Here is an 18,567-nt window from a genome sequence, read left to right on the forward strand (position 1 = left end):
ATGAAATTCGGACTGCTGCTGCCGCACTTCGGCGAAGAGGCGAGCAAGGAGAAGCTGCTCGAGGGCTCGAAGCTCGCCGAGAGCTACGGCTTCGACTCGGTGTGGGTGCGCGATCACCTGGTGTTCGAACCGCACGGCGAGATGGAGAAGCCGAACCGCACCTTCTACGACGCGCTCACCACGCTGACCGCGATCGGCGCCGTCACCGACAAGCTCGAGCTCGGCACCGGATCGCTGATCCCGTTCCGGCATCCGCTGGTCACCGCCCTGATGGCGGGCACGATGACCCAGCTGCTCGGCCCGCGTCTGATCCTGGGCTTCGGCGCCGGCACGTTCGACCACGAGTTCGAGGCGATCGGCTGGGGCGACCTGGATCGCGTCGAGCTGGTGCGCTCGAACGCCGAGATCCTGAAGCGCGTGTTCACCGAGAACGACGTCAGCTACGACGACGGCGTCTTCACATTCGACAACGTCACGATCGAGCCGAAGCCGGTCGGCGGCCGGGTGCCCTTCTGGTACTGCGGCGCGACTCCGCGCTCGGCCCGCCTCGCGGCCGAGTTCGCCGACGGATGGATGCCGGGACGCACCGGCCTGCTCACGATGGAGAAACGCATCCAGACCATGCGCGACATCACCGCCGAGAACGGCCGGCCGATGCCGACCGTGGCCGTCATCCCGCCGACCTCGATCGAGGACACCCGCGAGGAGGCGCTGAAGCACGTGAACATCCCCGGTCTGCTGGCCTGGGCGAACAAGGCGAAGTTCGCGGTGAAGCCGCCGTCCGGCTCGTTCGAGACCGTCGAGGACCTCGAGGGACAGCTGATCGTCGGAGACCCCGACCAGGCCGTCGAGCAGATCAAGCGGTTCGAGGAGGTCGGCACCGAGCACCTCGTGTTCGACTTCCGGTTCAAGTTCGACCGCTTCTTCGAGCAGATCGAACTGCTCGGCGCCGAGGTGCTGCCCAAGCTGCGCGATCAGCAGAAGGCGGCGTAACTCGCCTCGGTCCGGTCGTCGCCCGCGTCGCCGCAGCCGGCGTGGGCGACGACCGGACCCCGCACCCGTCATGTCTGGACTCTGGATCCAGAATCCAAAGACTGCTATCCTCCTGAGAACCCGATCGACGAAGACCGCGGCAAGGAAGTGCACCCCATGACCGATTCCCCTCTCACACCGACCCCCGGGCGCCCCCTGATCGAGGTGTCGCACCTGACCGTCCGCTACCAGATCGCGCGCACCGGGCAGACGCTGACCGCCGTCCAGGACGTGAACCTCGCCGTGAACGCGGGGGAGTTCGTCACGGTGCTCGGCCCGAGCGGATGCGGCAAGACCACCGTCATGAACGTCATCGCGGGCCTGGTCGACGCCACCGAGGGCACCGTGCTCGTCGACGGGAAGCCCGTCACGGGTCCCGGCCCCGACCGGGCCGTCGTCTTCCAGGACTACGCGCTGCTGCCGTGGCGCACCGTCGCCGACAACGTGCGCTTCGGCGTCGAGATGCAGCCGCGGTTCCGCGGCGTCGACACCGCCGACAAGGTGCAGGAGGCGATCGAGCTGGTCGGCCTCGGCGGATTCGAGAAGTCGTATCCCAGAGAGCTCTCCGGCGGCATGCAGCAGCGGGTCGGCCTGGCCCGCGCGCTCGTCGCCGACCCGCAGGTGCTGCTCATGGATGAGCCGCTCGGCGCCGTCGACGCGCTCACTCGCGAGGTCATGCGCGCCGAACTCGAGAAGATCATCCAGCAGACCGGCAAGACCGTGGTGTTCATCACGCACTCGATCGAAGAGGCGATCCTGCTCGGCGACCGCGTCGTGGTGTTCAAGAGCCACCCCGGCTCGGTCCTCGAGGAGCACACGGTCGACCTGCCGCGTCCGCGTTCCGAGCGCGGCGCGCAGAACGATGCCGAGTACCTCGGGCTGCGGGACCACCTGTGGGACGCGCTGGAGCGCGAGGCGACCGACGCGGTGCGAGCATGACCAGCGCCACTCTCACGGTCGCCACGCAGCGCGCACCGAAACCGCGGCGACGCGTCCCCGGTTTCCTGCGCAGCAGGAGGGTCTGGTTCTCGATCATCGACTTCGTCGTCGTGATCACCGTGTGGCACCTCGCCGTCGTCACGTTCGGTGTCGTCAACAAGGTGTTCCTGCCGGCGCCGATGGACGTGCTGCTGGGCTTCGGCCAGCTGGCGCAGGCCGGACTGCTCTGGTCGAACATGGGCTTCAGCGCGGTGACGTGGGTGATCGGCTTCGTGCTCGGCGCAGTCGCCGGCATCGTCACCGGTCTGGTCGTGGGCAGCACCCATATCGCGTACAAACTGGTGATGCCGCTGATGTGGGCGGCGTGGGCGACCCCGCTGGTCGCCATCCAGCCGATCATCGGCGTCTGGTTCGGCTTCGGGATGACCCCGAACATCGTGCTGGTCTTCCTCAGCACCGCCATCCCGATCTCGCTGAACACCGTCGCCGGAGTCAGCGGCGTGAACCCCTCGCTGCTGCGTGCGGCCAGCGTGTACGGCGCGTCAGGGCTGCAGGCGTATCTGAAGGTGCGCCTGCCCTGGACCTTCCCCTACATCGTCGGCGGCATCCGCCTCGCGATCCCGACAAGCCTGATCGGACTGCTCATCGGCGAGATGGTCTCCAGCCCGATGGGCATGGGGTCGCTGATCGTGACCTCGCTCGCGCGATTCCGCACCAACCAGGCGTTCTCCGCGATCCTCTTCTTCATCATCGTCTCGGTGGTGCTGGTGTCTGTCGCCGACCTGCTGGAGCGCAAGGCCGGAGCCTGGCGGGAGGTGAGTGCCCGATGACCGCTCCCGTGCTCACCGCCGCCCCGGGCGGGTTCCGGCTGCGCGCCGCGTGGGATGCCACGCGGTGGCAGCTCGCGGTACTGGCCGAGCTCGTCGTCATCCTGCTGGTCTGGCAGTACCTGCAGGCCGTCGTCGGCTTCTGGAACCCGGTGTTCCTGCCGCCGCCCACCCAGGTGTGGGAGGCGCTCGTCGGCATGTCAGAGTCGGGTGTGCTGTGGGCCAGCCTGCTGTACAGCTCCGGTAACGCCGTCGTGGGGTTCGTGATCGCCGCGGTGTTCGGTGTCTTCACCGGACTGCTGCTCGGCTCGTCGAAGCTGTTCTACGACATCGCCGGCGGCCCGTTCTGGACGCTCTACGCCACGCCGCGCATCGCGTTCCAGCCGCTGCTCGTGCTCTGGATGGGGTTCGGCAACGGACCCAAGATCCTGATCATCTTCCTGATGGCGTACTTCCCGATCGCGATCAGCACGATGGACGGCATCCGCGGTGTCGACGCGTCGGTGGTGAAGGCGGCTCGGGTGTACGGCGCGTCCCGGGCGCAGGTGTTCTTCAAGGTGCAGCTGTGGGCTGCGCTGCCGATGATCCTGACCGGTCTGCGCATGGGCGTCGCCCGCGCGATGATCGGCATCGTCGTCGGCGAGTTCATCGGCGGCTCCGAGGGCCTCGGCTACCTGATCCGCAAGAAGGCGGGCGAGCTGCAGCTGGACGCCGCGATCGGGATCACCATCATGCTCGTGGTCATCGCCGTGATCGGCATGGCCGTGCTCAACCTCGTCAAGAAGACCGTCGCCCCCTGGTACATCGAGGGCGTGGTCCGCAGATGAGTGTCCCGCTGCCCGCGGGACCCGACTCGAGAAGGCAGGAATCATGAGAAGGAGCATCATCGTCGCTGCTCTCGTCGGCGCGCTGATCCTGAGCGGCTGCTCGGCTTCGCCGGGCGCCGGGGGAGGCGACTCCGACGTCAGCGAGGACACGCCGATCGGCGCACCCGAGAAGACGGAACTGACGATCGCGCTGTCCGCCCCGAACCTGGACAGCCAGGCTCCGGTGTACATCGCGATGGACAAGGGCTACTACGAGGATGAGGGGCTGAAGATCAAGGTCATCGACGCGGACAACATCCGCGAGGGACTGATCGGCGGCAGCCTCGACGTCGCAGTGGAGGACGCGATGGCGGTGGTCGACGCTGCGAACGCGGGCACCGGCCTGAAGGTCGTCGCCGGCTATCGCGCGCGGCAGCCGTACATCATCGCTGCGAGCGAGGACATCGAGAAGCCGTCCGACCTGAAGGACAAGCAGATCATCCTCGGGGACGCCCCCGGCGTGCCGATCAACGACGTCCGCATGAACATCATGGCGGAGGAGGGCGACTTCGACATCCGGGACGTCTCCTGGAAGGACGTCTACCCGCCCGGATTCTCGAACGCCTGGGTGGAGAACTTCGTCGCCGGGCAGGTCGAGCTGACGCCGGTGTTCCCGCGGCACATCCCGATCATCGAGGAGGCCGGCGGCCACTTCGTCGTCAACACGATGAAGGAGTGGCCGAACGACGTGCTCACGGCGTCCGAGGGGTGGATCGCGGCGAACCCGAACACGCTCGCCCGGTTCATCCGTGCGACCACGAAGGGCATGGCGCTGTACAAGGACGTGTCCCAGCAGGAGTACGTGCAGTCGATGATGGAGAAGCACGACTTCACGGTCACCGACGCGGAGCGCGACCCGGAGATCTACGCCTACGGGCCCGAGCTGTACAACGAGGACATGACGCTGGACAAGGACCACTTCGCCGACGCGCTGAAGGCCTTCGGCATGGAGATGCCCGAGTGGGACTCGTTCGTCGACACGACGAACCTCGAGCGGGCGAACGCCCAGCTGAACGACTGAACACGGTGAGGGGTGGCGCGCAGCTGCCACCTCTCACCTCCTGGAGAAGAGAAGGTGCACATGCGCGCAGCGGTGCTGAGCGGACACGATCTGCGAGAGCTGATCGTGCGGGACATCCCCGATCCGCAGCCGGGCCCTGGCGAGGTGGCCGTCCGCGTCGAGACCGTCGGCGTCAACCAGCTCGACCTCAACGTGATCGCCGGGGTGGGCCCTGGCGCGCGCGCCAGGCTGCCGCGGGTGCTGGGCATCGATCCGGCGGGCACGATCACGGCGGTCGGCGAAGGGGTGGATGCCGGCCGCGTGGGCGAGTCCGTGGTCGTCAAGCCCAACATCCCGTGCGGGAACTGCTCCGCCTGCATCGCGGACCATGAGGAGGACTGCCCGCGGCAGATCGTCGTCGGCGTGCATCGCGACGGCGGCGCCGCCGAGATCGTCATCGTCCCCGCACGCAGCGCCTTCGACCGGCGAGGCCTGGATGCCGCGCAGGCCAGCGCCGTGGTGCACAGCGCAGCGATCGTGCTGAACGCCGCCGAGGCCGTCGGCCTCGGCTCCTCCGACCGCGTGCTCGTGATGGGTGCCGGCGGCACACTCGGCAGGGCGGCGACCGCGATCGCGCTGCACCGTGGCGCCGACGTGGTCGCGGCATCCCGCCGCCCGCTCCGGCGGGTCGGCGACGAACGCACCGTGACCGCCCCTGACACCGTGGCCCTCGAGGCCGCACTGGGCCGCCTCGGCACGGAGTTCGACGTGCTGCTCGACGTCACCGGCAACGCCCCGACGCTCGGCATCGGCATCGCCGCGCTCGGCTGGGGCGGACGGGCCGTGTTCTGCTCGGCATCGGTGAGCTCCGACCTGCGCATCGACGCCCGCGACTTCTATCTGCGGCGCAAGGTGCTCCGCGGCGCCGCCAGCGCCGGGTACCGTCATGTGGCAGAGGCTCTCGACCTGGCGGCATCCGGCGTGATTCCCGATCTCGTCGGCCAGCGGCACCCGCTCGCCGACATCGCCCAGGCGTACACGGCGTTCCCGACGAAGAAGGACGGCAAGGTGATCATCGATGTGCAGTGAGTCGACCGGGAGGATGCCGGCATGAGCGGTGCGAAGAACGGCGGTGCCCTCGCCGGCGTCGTGGTGATCGAACTCGGTCAGTACATCTCCGGGCCGTACGCCGCCAAGCTCCTCGCGGACCTCGGCGCAGAGGTCATCAAGATCGAGTCGCCGGAGGGCGACCCGATGCGGCGCTGGGAGGGGCGGGCCAGGATGAGCCCGCAGTTCGCGGCCTACAACCGCGGCAAGCGCAGCGTCGTGCTCGACCTCAAGGACGAGGGCGACCTCGCACACCTGCTGCGCCTGGTCGACGACGCCGACGTGGTCATCGACAACTTCCGGCCGGGGGTCACCGACCGGCTCGGCATCGGCGCCGCTGCGCTCGCCGCGCGCAACCCGCGGGTGATCACCTGCTCGATCACGGGGTTCGGACCCGACGGCCCGTACGCGAAGCGGCCCGCCTACGACACGGTGATCTCGGCGGTCGGAGGTATGTACAGCCAGGTGGTGCCCGCCGACACCGTGCGGCCGATGGGCCCGGCGTTCTCGGATCTGCTGTCCGGCATCCAGGCGACGCAGTCGGTGCTCGCCGCGCTGCACGCCCGCAACGCGACCGGCGTCGGCGAGCACATCGAGGTGTCGATGGTGGGCGCCCTGGTCGACTTCCTCACCGAGTCCGCATCGTCGTTCCTCGAGACCGGACAGGTCTCGGGGCCCGACTCGCGTCCCCGCCGTGCACAGGCCTATGCCTGCAACGGCTCCGACGGAAGGGCGTTCGTCATCCACATGTCGGTGCCAGAGAAGTTCTGGACCGGCCTCCTCGATGTCCTGGAGCGGCCCGACCTCGGCGACGACCCGCGGTTCGCGACCCGCGAGCAGCGCGTGCGCAACTACGACCAGCTCGACGCGGTGCTGAAGGAGATCGCCCTCACCCGGCCGCGCGCCGAGTGGCTGGAGCGCCTCGCCGCACACGACATCCCGCACGGCCCGCTGAACACCGTCGCAGACCTGTTCGACGACCCGCAGATCCGCAGCATGGCGCTCGTCGAGCCGGTCGACGGGCCGGACGGGCCGGTGAACGTGCCGATGCCGAGCACCCGTTTCCACCGCAGCGGCCGCCCCGAGCTGACCTACGCCCCCGATCTGGGCGAGCACACCGCGCAGCTCACCACGCAGGAAGAAGGAGTCCAGGCATGACCTCGCTCGACGACCTCGTCGCCATCGACGTGCACACCCACCCGCAGACCGAGGAGTTCATCGCGGCGATGGGCAGCAGGCACACGCAGATGGCGAAGCACTTCGGCCGCGAGCGGCCGATCGTCTCCTTCGCCGAGCAGGCCGATCAGTACCGCGACCGGAAGATGATGGCGGTGATCGTGAACTCCGACTCGGAGACCACCTCCGGCATCAAGGGCGCGCCGAACGACCTGCTCGGCAAGGCGCAGCAGGACCACCCCGACGTGTTCCTCGCCTTCGCCGGCATCGATCCATGGAAGGGTCAGGCGGCGGTCGCGGAGATCCGCCGCATGCACGACGAGTACGGCATCAAGGGCGTGGGGGAGCTGAACCCGGCCAGGCAGAAGTTCCTGCCCAACGACCGCCGGTTCTACCCGATCTGGGAGACCTGCGCCGAGCTCGGCCTGGTGGTCATGTTCCACTCCGGGTTCCCCGGTGCGGGTGCCGGCACCCCCGGCGGCGGTGGGTACCGGCTCGAGAACGCTCGGCCCATCCCGTACATCGACGACATGGCGGCGGACTTCCCGGAGCTGAACATCATCAGCGCGCATCCGGCCTGGCCCTGGCATCTGGACAACCTCGCCATGGTCTGGCACAAGTCGAACGTCTACCTCGACCTGTCCGGCTGGGCGCCCAAGCACCTTCCCGCCGACGTGCGCCAGTACGCGAACTCGGTGATCACCGACCGGGTGCTGTTCGGCTCGGACTGGCCGGTGATGACGGTGGAGCGCTGGATGAGCGAGTTCGACGAGCTCGGGTTCAAGCCGGAGTCCCGGCAGAAGATCCTGCTCGACAACGCGCGCAAGCTGTTCCGGCTCTGAGAGGGATGCACCGTGGCTGACCTGGTCATGGCGGCGATGACGCCGCACAACCCGTTGCTCTGGCGCGCGATGCGCGAGCCGATGCCCGACGACCTCGCACCCGTCGCGCAGAACTTCGCCCGCATCCGGGCATCCGTCGCTGCGCACCGGCTGGACGCGCTGATCGTGATCGGCACCGACCATCTGCGGCAGTTCTACTACGACAACTCGCCGGCGTTCGTCGTCGGCACCGCGGAGTCGTACCACGGCACCTGGCAGAACGAGGTGCGCACGTTCGGGATGGAGTACCGCGAGATCGCCGGGCACACCGCCCTCGCCGCGCAGATCGCCGGCGGTTCGCTGCTGCCCGAGGCGATCGACTTCTCGATCAGCAGGGAGTGGCGCCTCGACCACAGCTACGTGATCCCGCTGCAGTACACCAGGCCGGAGTTCGACATCCCGGTGGTGCCGATCCACACCAACGCGTCGCTGCCGCCGGTGCCGTCCGCGCGCCGGTTCGCCGCGCTCGGCGCGCACCTGCGCGATGCCGTCGCGCGGTGGGAATCGGATGCCCGTGTCGGCATCCTCGCCTCGGGGCACATGGCCAACGACGTGGGCGGGCCGCGGACGTTCGCCGGCGCCCCCGACCCGGACTTCGACCGCAGCGCGTGGGAGTGGATGCGCGACGGTGACCTGGACGCCGCGATCGCTGGATGCCTGGACGTGAACCGTCTCACCGAGGCCGGGTCGATGACCTATCAGTACCTGAACGCCATCGTCGCGCTCGCCGCCATGGGCGGGCGGCCCGCGGACCACGCGGATGCCACACCGTCGCGCTTCGCGAGCAGTCCCTTCTTCCTCTGGGAGGAGCAGTCATGACCGACTACATGATCGGCAAGTTCATCCGCAGCGTCGAGATGGACGACGCGGTCCTGGCCCGGTACGTGGCCGACCCCGCCGCGTACGTGCAGGAGTGGATGGCAGGCGCGGCCGGCCCCGAGGCGCCGACGGACGATCGCATCCTCACCGCCGACGAGCAGGCGGCCTTCGCCGCCCGCGACTACGGCGCGCTGTTCCGGCTGGGCGCGCACCCCTACCTGCTCTGGCACTTCACCGAGGCGATCTACGAGCACGAGTACACCGAGGGCTTCGGATGGCGCGAGCTGGTCGAGAGGTATCGCGCGGCGATCGCCTGATCGATCGCACGAAAGAGTGGATGCGGCATGCTGATCGGCATGCCGCATCCGCTCTTCCGCCGGGGTCAGAGCACCGGCACGGGCTTGCTGGAGCGGAACACACCCTCCGGGTCGTATCGGGTGACGATCTCATTCAGCCGCTCGAGCGACCCGGAGGGGAACAGTTCCTCCGGGTCGCCGATCGCCTCGATGAATCCGGCGAATCTGCCCACCAGGAACGGCGCGACGATCTCGTCGAGCGCCGCCTGATCCGCGAGCACCGCGGGACGGGCATCCGGATTCGCGAGGATCCCGACCGAGTACATCGTGAGGTCGCCCGGCACGGTCTCGCGCACGCCGCCGCCGGGAGCCGGGCGGTGCAGCGCACCGCCGACGTGGCGGAACTGCACGAGCATGAGCGCCTTGCGCGCCATGAGTTCGACCACCTGTGCGATGGTCTCCGGCGTCAGCTGCGACATCTGGGCCGTCGTGCCGCGCGAGGAGACCGGGCCGGGAGGGTCGGTCGTGATGCTCGGGATGTCGACGGGCGACATCGGGGCGAACGTGTCGCGGAACGGGCCGAGAGACAGGAACGGCTCCAGCAGACGGCGGGCCTCGGCCTCGAGGGATGCGTCGTCGGCGTCGGCTCCGGCGCCCAGGTAGACGCCCATGATCGAGACGAAGGAACGGCCGCGGATGGCATCGGGCAGGTGCGGCGCATCCGGGAAGTTGTACAGCGTCGCCCAGGTGGTGAGCTCCTCCGGCGCATCGGCGAGCGAGTCCGTCCAGGTCTGCAGCACCTCGGCCGCCTTGTCGATCGAGAACGAGAGCCCTCCGCCGTAGACGCGCGGCTGGCGCACGGTGTCGAACTCGATCGCGGTGACGACGGCGGCATTGCCGCCCGCTCCGCGCAGCGCCCAGAACAGGTCGCTGTGGTTCTCGGCATCCGCCCTGACCCGGGTGCCGTCGGCGAGAACGCAGTCGATCGCCGTCACCGCGTCGGGCTGCAGCCCGTGCTTGCGGGACAGCCAGCCGATGCCACTGCCGAGCGAGTAGCCGACGATGCCGACGGTCGGCGACGAGCCGTGCCTGGCGGCGAAGCCGGCCTCCGCGAGCTGCGGCACGACCGCGCTCCAGCGCACGCCGGCACCGACGCGCACATGACCGGTCGCCGGGTCGACGTCGACCTCGTCGAGCTCGAGGGTGCGCACCAGCAGGGTGTCAGCGAGGTCGCCCAGCGTGGTCGCGCCATGCCCCGTGGCCTGCGCGGCGACGCGCAGGCCGTGAGCGCGCGCGTAGCGCACGGCGGCGGCGACCTCGTCGGCATCGTGCGGGACGGCGATCGCGGCAGGCTGCTGGTCGAGCAGCAGGCTGTAGGTCGCGCGCAGTTCATCCCACTCCGGGTCGGAGGCGTGCACGATGCGCACGCCGTCCGGATGGGGGTCGGAGCCGGGCAGGTCTGCTGTCGCGGGCAGGAATGAGGTATCGGTCATCACGCCTCCGGGTTCAGTGGACACGTTTCTGTATCCAGAATCCAATCATGCCACGGCGGAGCGAAGAAGGGGTGGGCGTGTCCGTGAGAACGGTGACGGGCGCCGTGAGCAGAGCCAAGAGCCGCGGGATACCGCGGAAAAACGGGACCTTCACTTCCGCACAAGTCCTGGTGTAGTCTCCGAGTGGGACAGCCGGGGGGCGTCCAAGGATTGGCCGGGGGGTGATCCGATGTCGGCAGATGAGTACTCGCCTCGTCGAGTCGCGCTTCATCCTGCGGCACGCATCGGGCTTCTCGGCGTCGCCATCGGTACTGCCTGGCTCGCCATCAGCCTGTTCACCGGGGGGATGGGTGCCTCTGCGGCGACCGGCGATGATGAGGGTCGCCAGAGCGTCGCCCAGACAGTGAGTGCCCCCGAGACGCGAGTTCCCGCGCCGGTCGAGAAGATCCTGGCTCCCGTTCAGAAGGTTCTGTCTCCCGTCGTGCACGAGGTCGCCGCTCCGGTGAAGAAGGTCGTGGCTCCGGTCGCGCGTGAGATCGCGGCTCCGGTGAAGAAGGTCGTGGCTCCGGTGGCGAAGTCGGTGGCTCCGGTCGCGCGGGAGATCGCGGCTCCCGTGAAGGCGGCCGCGAGGCCGGCCGTTGCCGTGGTCGAGCAGCCTCCGCACGCCGTGACCGCTCCGGCGCCGGGCGTCGTGAAGAGCGATTCGTCACCGCTGGTCAGCACCCTGCGTGCTACGACGGGCGCCGTGAAGAGTGTGCCCGGGGCTGCTGTCACGGTCGTCGAGTCCGCACCGGCGATCCTCGCCGCCGTTCCCGCCGCGCTGGACGCGCTGGAGGTGGCGGACGTGACCGGATCGGTGACCGGCCTCCTCGACCATGTCGTCGGCGGAGTTCCGATCGCCGGGGACGTCGTGACCGGGCTGCTCGGCACCGAACCGACGGGGGATCTGATCACTCCGGTGGCACGCGGGGTCGACGGCCTCGTCCACGGCGTCGTCCACAGCGACCCCGTGGCCGTGCCCACCGCGCCCGACTCCGTGCTGCCGGCGACTGCGGATCTGGCGGCACCGGCCGCTGCTCCGGCACCCGCCCCGGCTGTCGACCGTACGGGGGCGGCATCCGCACCGATCGTCCAGACGACTCTTGCGCGCTCCGCGGACGACTTCTTCTCCGCGCAGACGAGCGGCTCCACCGGTCCCGCCGATTCTCCGCTGGGCGGCTCCGTCCCTCCTGCAGCCCCTGCCGCGCCGTCCCCGGCCGGCAGCGCGGGCTCCACGGCAGGCGGCGGGGGATCGGCCGGAGCCTCCATGATCTCGGACGCGGCGTCTGCTGCGGTCCTCCACGAGGCCACGGCCTCCTTGGCGTTGAGCACTGTCTGCGACGAGCTGCCTTCGTCGCCGGTGTTCGACACCGACTCCACCCCCGACTGAGCGAGGGAGGCGTCGCGCTGTATGCGCGACGTGCGCGATTCATTGCATGGATCCACTCTTCTTCGTACTCAGAAAGGGTTAGGCATGAACAGGTATGTATCGCGAAGCCTGCTTTTCGTGGGCTTCGTCGGCGGCCTCTGGGTCGCTGGTACCGGTGTCGCCGCCGCCTCAGAACCTCCGGGGGACGACTCCCCGGCGGTCGTCAATGTCCAGCTGCCTCTCACGCTCGAGGGCCAGGCCGTCTCCGCCACGGGTAAGTCCGCACAGGACCCGCCCGCGGCGAAGCCCAAGCCTGCTCCGATCGTGTCCATCGATCCGAAGGCCGTGAAAGGCGTTCTGACCGGTGACAAGGCGGTCGCGAAGGTCTCGACTCCGGTGACGGTGTCGGGCAACGCGGTGAGCGTGACGGGTAATGCCTCGTCGACGAAATCGTCGGTGAAGCAGGCTCCTGCCAAGGCGAAGGACGCCCCGAGCTCGAACGACCCTGTGGGAGTGCTCTCGGGCGCCCAGGGGCTCGTCGACGTTTCCGCTCCGGTGACGGTGTCGGGCAACGCGGTGAGCGTGTTCGGCGATGCGAAATCGCAGGGCTCGACGGTGACGACGACAGGTGCAGGCGGCGATGCGGGCGGCAGCGCTCTCGCTAACGAGGGTGTCGGGGTGGGCACGGGCTGGCAGGCTGCCGGCGACGTGACCGCACCGGTGACCGCGTCGGGGAACGCCGCGAGCGTGTTCGGGGATGCATCCTCGAACGGCTCGCACGTCGATGTGAAAGACGCTGAAGGCACAGCGCCAGGTGCGGGGGTGATCTCGAATTCGGGGATCGGCCTCAACACCGGGTGGCAGGTGCCCGCAGATGTGACGACGCCGCTCACGGCGGCCGGCAACGCCGGCTCCGTGTTCGACGATGCCGCATCGAACGGTTCGCAGGTCGCGATCGAGGATCGTTCCGGGGTCACCGACTCCGGCGGTCGGGTATCGAACTCGGGGATCGGCAAGGACACGGGTTGGCAGATCCCCGCGGACGTCGCCGCTCCGGTGACGTTCTCGGGCAACGCGATCTCGGGCACGGGTGAGGCAGTCACCTCGGGCTCGGATGTCGCGGTCTCCGATCGCGCCGGTGTCTCCAACGGCGGCGGTGAGGTGTCGAACACCGGTATCGGCTGGCTCGTCGGCTGGCAGATCCCGGCAGACGTGACCGCTCCGCTGACGGCATCCGGCAACGCCTTCTCGGCGACCGGCGACGTCGCGAGTCGTGACTCGGACGTGACGGTGGTCGATTCGGCCGGCGTCGCGAACAGTGGCGGCAAGGTCGGCAACGCCGGCTACGGCGTCGGATCCGGCTGGCAGATCCCTGCTGACGTGATCGCTCCCGTGACTGTGGCCGGCAATGCCGGTTCGGTGCTCGGCGATGCGGGAACGGCGGGCTCGGATGTCGCGATCGTGGATCGCTCCGGTGTCTCGGACGGCGATGGTGAGGTGACGAATGCGGGGTACGGTGTCGGCGCCGGCTGGCAGATCCCTGCGGATGTCACGGCTCCGCTGACGTTCTCCGGCAATGCGGTGTCCGGTTCCTGTGACGCGGTCACGACGGGATCGGGCGTCTCGGTGCTCGACAACGCCGGTGCCGCTGACGGCGGTGCGATCTCCAACGCCGGTTACGGTGTCGGGGCCGGCTGGCAGATCCCCGCGGATGTGACGATGCCGGTGACGGCCTCGGGCAACGCAGGGTCGCTGCTGGACAACGCCACATCGACCGGGTCAGAGGTTGCGATCGTCGACAACGGCGGCGTGGCCGAAGGCGGCAGCGAGATCGGCAATGCCGGCTTCGGACTCAACTCGGGTTGGCAGATCCCGGCCGACGTCACCGCTCCGGTGACGTTCTCGGGCAATGCCGTCTCGGGCGCGAACGAAGCCGTCACTTCCGGTGCGGCCGTGGGCGTTCTCGACGACTCCAGCGTCGCGGACGGCTCCGGTGAGATCTCGAACGTCGGCGTCGGAAAGGACAGCGGCTGGCAGATCGTCACCGACTGGACGACTCCGGTGACCGCTTCGGGCAACGCCGTCTCGGGCGCCGGTGACGCAGTCACCGCCGGTTCGGGCGTCGGCATCGTCGACCGCGGTGACGCGGTGAGCGGTTCGGGCGAGGCGTCGAACACCGGCATCGGCTGGCTTGTCGGCTGGCAGGTGCTCGGCGACGTGACCGCTCCGGCCACGGCGTCCGGCAACTCGGGCTCCGTGCTCGGGGATGCCGGCACCACCGGCTCCATGGTCGCTGTCGCCGACAACGCCGGTGTCGTGAACGGTGATGGTGACGTCTCGAACGCGGGGTACGGTGTCGGCGCAGGCTGGCAGGTGCTCGGCGACGTGACGGCGCCGGTGTCGGCGTCGGGCAACGCGCTCTCGGGCAGTGGTGACTCGTTCACCGCAGGCTCGGGCGTCGCGGTGGTCGACGACGCCGGAGTCATCGACGGTGACGGCGACGTGTCTAACACCGGGATCGGCCTCAACTCCGGTTGGCAGGTCGTGACCGACTGGACGACACCGGGAACGGCATCCGGCAACGCGATCTCGGGCGTCGGCGATGCCCGGACCGCGGGTTCGGATGTTGCCGTGGTCGACCGCGCGGGCGTCCTCGAGGGCGACGGGCAGATCTCGAACATCGGCATCGGCAAGGACTCGGGCTGGCAGATCGCCGGCGACGTGACCGCGCCGCTGACGGCTTCGGGCAACGCCGGCTCCGCCTTCGGAGATGCGGATGCCGTGCAGTCGGGCGTCGGCGTCGTCGACGAGACAGCCACGGTCGGCCCTGCCGGCCAGGCGACGGACAGCGGTGTCGGTTTCGGCACCGGCTGGCAGGTCGTCGGCGATGTCGTCGTGCCGGTCACCGGATCGGGAAACGCGGCGTCGGGATTCGGCGATGTGGTGACGGACGGCTCCGACGTCTCCGTCGTGACCGAGGACGGCTCGATCGTCTCCGGTGACGCGGACGACTCCGGTGTCGGAGTCGCTTCGGGCTGGCAGGTCGTGGGCGGCGTCGTCGCTCCGATCACCGGCTCTGGCGACGTCGTCACGGTCGCCGGAGACACCGCATCGCGCGACTCGTCGGTCACGGTGCACGGCTCGAACCCCAACGGCGATCTCGGCAACGAGGGCGTCGGTATCGGTTCGGGCTGGCAGCCCGTCGTGGAGGTCACGACTCCGGTCACGGCCTCCGGCGACGCGGTCGCTCCGATCAGCGCGGAGTCCGATGGCTCCGCCGTCGTCATCGAGCCCGGTGCCACCGGTTCGCTGAACCCGGGTCTTCCCGGTGTTCCGTCGCTCCCGGTGCCAGACCTCGGTAACGCTGCGGGGCACATCATCGGCAACGTCCACGGACTGCCGGCACTGCCCGGCAGCGAGCTGGTGGGCAAGACGATCGGCGATCTCATCGGCGTCGGTGAGCCTGGAGACCCGGCGATCCCGGGTGCCGGACACCTCGTCGACGGCGTGATCGGCGCTGTCCCCGGACTTTCCTCGACCCCCGGCGTGCCGGAGCTCGGAGGATTGCTCGGTGACGCCGTCGACTCGATCGGCACCGTCATCGGCGGCGGTCTGCCCGAGGTTCCCACGGCGCCCACGGCGCCGGGTGCCCCGAGCATCCCGTCGCTGCCCGTCATCGACGACCTGCCCGGCGTCGGTGAAGTCGTCGGCACCCTGCCGGGTGTCGGCGGCGTGATCGGCGGCCTTCCCAGCATCCCGGCTCTGCCGGTCCTGCCGGGCGAGCCCCACGGTCCGGTTCTCGACTTGGGCGACCTGGTCGGGGACATCACCGATTGCCCGTGCGACACGATCGACACGGTCGTGGATGTCGTCGGGGATCTGGGCGGCACCGTCGGTGACGTCGCCGGTTCCATCGGCGACATCACCGGTGCGCTGCCGGGTCTTCCGGGTGGTGAGCCTGGTGGTCCCGGTCTTCCGGGCCTTCCGGGGCTGCCGGATCTGGGTGGTGTTGTCGGTGGTGTCGTTGACACGATCGGTGGCCTGCCGGTGATCGGTGGTCTGGTTCCGTCGCTGCCTGATCTGGGCGGTGTCGTCGGTCAGTTGCCGGTGATTGGTGATCTGGTTCCGTCGCTGCCGGGTCTTCCCGGTGGTGAGCCTGGTGGTCCCGGTCTTCCGGGGCTGCCTGGTCTTCCCGATCTCGGTGGCGTTGTTGGTCAGCTGCCGGTGATCGGTGATCTGGTTCCGTCGCTCCCGGGTCTCCCGGGTGGTGAGCCCGGCCTGCCGGGCCTGCCGGACCTGGGTGGCGTTGTCGGTGGTGTCGTTGACACGATCGGCAGCCTGCCGGTGATCGGTGGTCTGGTTCCGTCGCTGCCGGGTCTTCCCGGTGGCGAGCCGGGGCTGCCGGAGCTGCCGGGCCTGCCCGATCTGGGTGGTGTCGTCGGTGGTGTCGTTGACACCATCGGGGGCCTGCCTTTGATCGGTGGCCTGATCCCCGGGACTCCCGGCGGTGGTCCTGGTCTTCCGGGTCTGCCTGGTCTGCCTGATCTCGGTGGCGTTGTTGGTCAGCTGCCGGTGATCGGTGATCTGGTTCCGTCGCTGCCGGGTCTTCCCGGTGGTGAGCCTGGTGGTCCCGGTCTTCCGGGGCTGCCGGGCCTGCCTGATCTGGGTGGTGTTGTCGGTGGTGTCGTTGACACTGTCGGCGGCCTGCCGGTGATTGGTGATCTGGTTCCGTCGCTGCCGGGTCTTCCCGGTGGCGAGCCTGGTGGTCCCGGTCTTCCGGGCCTGCCTGATCTGGGTGGTGTTGTCGGTGGTGTCGTTGACACCGTCGGCAGCCTGCCCGTGATCGGTGGCCTGGTTCCGTCGCTCCCGGGTCTCCCGGGTGGTGAGCCCGGCCTTCCGGGCCTGCCCGATCTGGGTGGTGTTGTTGGTGGTGTCGTTGACACTGTCGGCGGCCTGCCCGTGATCGGTGGCATGGTTCCGTCGCTGCCGGGTCTTCCCGGTGGTGAGCCTGGTGGTCCCGGTCTTCCTGGTCTGCCTGGTCTGCCTGATCTGGGTGGTGTTGTTGGTGGTGTCGTTGACACGATCGGCGGCCTGCCCGTGATCGGTGGTCTGGTTCCGTCGCTGCCGGGTCTTCCCGGTGGTGAGCCTGGTGGTCCCGGTCTTCCGGGCCTGCCGGGCCTGCCGGGCCTGCCTGATCTGGGTGGCGTTGTCGGTGGTGTCGTTGACACCGTCGGCAGCCTGCCCGTGATTGGTGATCTGGTTCCGTCGCTGCCGGGTCTTCCCGGTGGTGAGCCTGGTGGTCCCGGTCTTCCGGGTCTGCCTGGTCTGCCGGATCTGGGTGGTGTTGCTGGTGGTGTCGTTGACACCGTCGGCAGCCTGCCCGTGATTGGTGATCTGGTTCCGTCGCTGCCGGGTCTTCCCGGTGGCGAGCCTGGTGGTCCCGGTCTTCCGGGGCTGCCTGGTCTGCCGGATCTGGGTGGCGTTGTCGGTGGTGTCGTTGACACTGTCGGCAGCCTGCCGGTGATTGGTGGTCTGGTTCCGTCGCTGCCGGGTCTTCCCGGTGGTGAGCCTGGTGGTCCCGGTCTTCCGGGTCTGCCTGGTCTGCCGGATCTGGGTGGCGTTGCTGGTGGTGTCGTTGGCACTGTCGGCAGCCTGCCGGTGATTGGTGGTCTGGTTCCGTCGCTGCCGGGTCTTCCCGGTGGCGAGCCTGGTGGTCCTGGTCTTCCGGGGCTGCCTGGTCTTCCCGATCTCGGTGGCGTTGTTGGTCAGCTGCCGGTGATTGGTGATCTGGTTCCGTCGCTGCCGGGTCTCCCGGGTGGTGAGCCTGGTCAGCCGGGTCTGCCGGATCCGAGCGGTGTTGTGGGTGGTGTCGTTGACACGATCGGCGGCCTGCCGGTGATTGGTGATCTGGTTCCGTCGCTGCCGGGTGTTCCCGGTGGCGAGCCTGGTGGTCCCGGTCTTCCGGGTCTGCCTGGTCTGCCTGATCTCGGTGGCGTTGTTGGTCAGCTGCCGGTGATCGGTGATCTGGTTCCGTCGCTCCCGGGTCTCCCGGGTGGTGAGCCTGGTCAGCCGAGTCTGCCGGACCCGAGCGGTGTCATCGACACCGTCGGGAACGTTGCGGATGCTCTGCCTGTCATCGGTGGTCCCGTGGGCGAAGTCGTCGACACTGTCGGCGACCTCGTCCCGGGGGCTCCCGGCGGTCAGCCCGGAGAACCCGGCACCCCCGGCACGGGCGTGATCGGTGAGGTCGTCGACGGCGTCAGCGGCGCAGTGGCGACACTCCCCGTCGTCGGCGAGACCCTGGCGGGTGTCGTCGACGCTGTCGGAGATGCCGTAGCGGCTCTGCCCGTCGGCTCACCGGGCACCCCCGGTGAGCCGGGCACTCCGGGCACTCCGGGCACTCCGGGTATGCCGGGCACTCCCGGTACGCCGGGCACTCCCGGTACGCCTGGCACGCCTGGCACGCCTGGCACGCCTGGCACGCCTGGCACGCCCGGCACGCCGGACGCCCCCGGGAGTTCCGGAGTCGGGGAAGGAACGGGGAACGACGGCGGTCACGCGCTGGCAGCGATGCATGGCGCGGCACCCCTCGGTTCCGGCTCGTCGAGCGGCGCTACCGCTCTGGCGACCACAGGCGGCAGCCCGTCGATGCTCTGGCTGGCTGCCCTGCTCCTGGTGCTCGGCTCGCTCTTGATCGCGAGGCCGCGGCACCGGGTGTGACTG

The 18,567-nt window shown here is 69.3% G+C and carries 13 protein-coding genes; 12 read left to right on the forward strand and 1 reads right to left on the reverse strand.

Annotated elements, in window-relative coordinates:
* From ACFVAE_RS11145 to ACFVAE_RS11190, 10 genes are all read left to right on the forward strand, one after another.
* A complete protein-coding gene (locus ACFVAE_RS11145) occupies nt 1–993 on the forward strand; it encodes an LLM class flavin-dependent oxidoreductase (protein WP_378891783.1) in 993 nt (330 codons plus the stop codon).
* A 156-nt stretch (nt 994–1,149) separates the two neighbouring features.
* Nucleotides 1,150–1,971, forward strand: coding sequence for an ABC transporter ATP-binding protein (locus ACFVAE_RS11150; protein WP_378891785.1), 822 nt, complete (start codon nt 1,150–1,152; stop codon nt 1,969–1,971).
* Entirely contained in the window at nt 1,968–2,801 is an 834-nt protein-coding gene (locus tag ACFVAE_RS11155; RefSeq protein ID WP_378891788.1) for an ABC transporter permease, read from the forward strand. Before ACFVAE_RS11150 ends, ACFVAE_RS11155 begins: the two co-directional genes overlap by 4 nt.
* Entirely contained in the window at nt 2,798–3,625 is an 828-nt protein-coding gene (locus ACFVAE_RS11160) for an ABC transporter permease (protein ID WP_378891790.1), read from the forward strand. Before ACFVAE_RS11155 ends, ACFVAE_RS11160 begins: the two co-directional genes overlap by 4 nt.
* 43 nt (nt 3,626–3,668) lie before the next feature.
* Entirely contained in the window at nt 3,669–4,685 is a 1,017-nt protein-coding gene (locus tag ACFVAE_RS11165; protein ID WP_378891793.1) for an ABC transporter substrate-binding protein, read from the forward strand.
* A 60-nt stretch (nt 4,686–4,745) separates the two neighbouring features.
* Nucleotides 4,746–5,753, forward strand: coding sequence for an alcohol dehydrogenase catalytic domain-containing protein (locus tag ACFVAE_RS11170; protein ID WP_378891796.1), 1,008 nt, complete (start codon nt 4,746–4,748; stop codon nt 5,751–5,753).
* A gap of 21 nt (nt 5,754–5,774) precedes the next feature.
* Entirely contained in the window at nt 5,775–6,929 is a 1,155-nt protein-coding gene (locus ACFVAE_RS11175; RefSeq protein WP_378891799.1) for a CaiB/BaiF CoA transferase family protein, read from the forward strand.
* Nucleotides 6,926–7,789 carry an amidohydrolase family protein gene (locus tag ACFVAE_RS11180; protein ID WP_378891802.1) on the forward strand — a complete coding sequence of 288 codons (864 nt, stop codon included), beginning with the start codon at nt 6,926–6,928 and terminating at the stop codon, nt 7,787–7,789. The genes ACFVAE_RS11175 and ACFVAE_RS11180 overlap by 4 nt, the downstream gene beginning before the upstream one ends.
* Before the next feature lie 12 nt (nt 7,790–7,801).
* Nucleotides 7,802–8,647, forward strand: a complete 846-nt coding sequence (locus ACFVAE_RS11185) for a hypothetical protein (RefSeq protein ID WP_378891805.1) — start codon at nt 7,802–7,804, stop codon at nt 8,645–8,647.
* The gene (locus ACFVAE_RS11190) at nt 8,644–8,964 is read left to right on the forward strand and encodes a hypothetical protein (RefSeq protein ID WP_378891808.1); all 321 of its coding nucleotides are present in this window, start codon (nt 8,644–8,646) and stop codon (nt 8,962–8,964) included. Before ACFVAE_RS11185 ends, ACFVAE_RS11190 begins: the two co-directional genes overlap by 4 nt.
* 65 nt (nt 8,965–9,029) lie before the next feature.
* On the opposite strand, the gene ACFVAE_RS11195 is transcribed toward ACFVAE_RS11190, so the two are convergent.
* Nucleotides 9,030–10,436: an FAD-binding oxidoreductase gene (locus tag ACFVAE_RS11195; protein ID WP_378891811.1), complete on the reverse strand. Its 1,407-nt coding sequence runs from the start codon at nt 10,434–10,436 to the stop codon at nt 9,030–9,032.
* A gap of 229 nt (nt 10,437–10,665) precedes the next feature.
* Here ACFVAE_RS11195 and ACFVAE_RS11200 point away from each other — a divergent pair, with 229 nt between their 5' ends.
* Entirely contained in the window at nt 10,666–11,865 is a 1,200-nt protein-coding gene (locus ACFVAE_RS11200; RefSeq protein WP_378891814.1) for a hypothetical protein, read from the forward strand.
* A gap of 84 nt (nt 11,866–11,949) precedes the next feature.
* Nucleotides 11,950–18,564 (forward strand): beta strand repeat-containing protein, encoded by a 6,615-nt coding sequence (locus ACFVAE_RS11205; RefSeq protein ID WP_378891816.1) that lies wholly within the window; start codon nt 11,950–11,952, stop codon nt 18,562–18,564.
* Nucleotides 18,565–18,567 lie beyond the last annotated feature (3 nt).

The organism is Microbacterium sp. NPDC057659, from assembly GCF_042799915.1.
Lineage (GTDB): Bacteria > Actinomycetota > Actinomycetes > Actinomycetales > Microbacteriaceae > Microbacterium.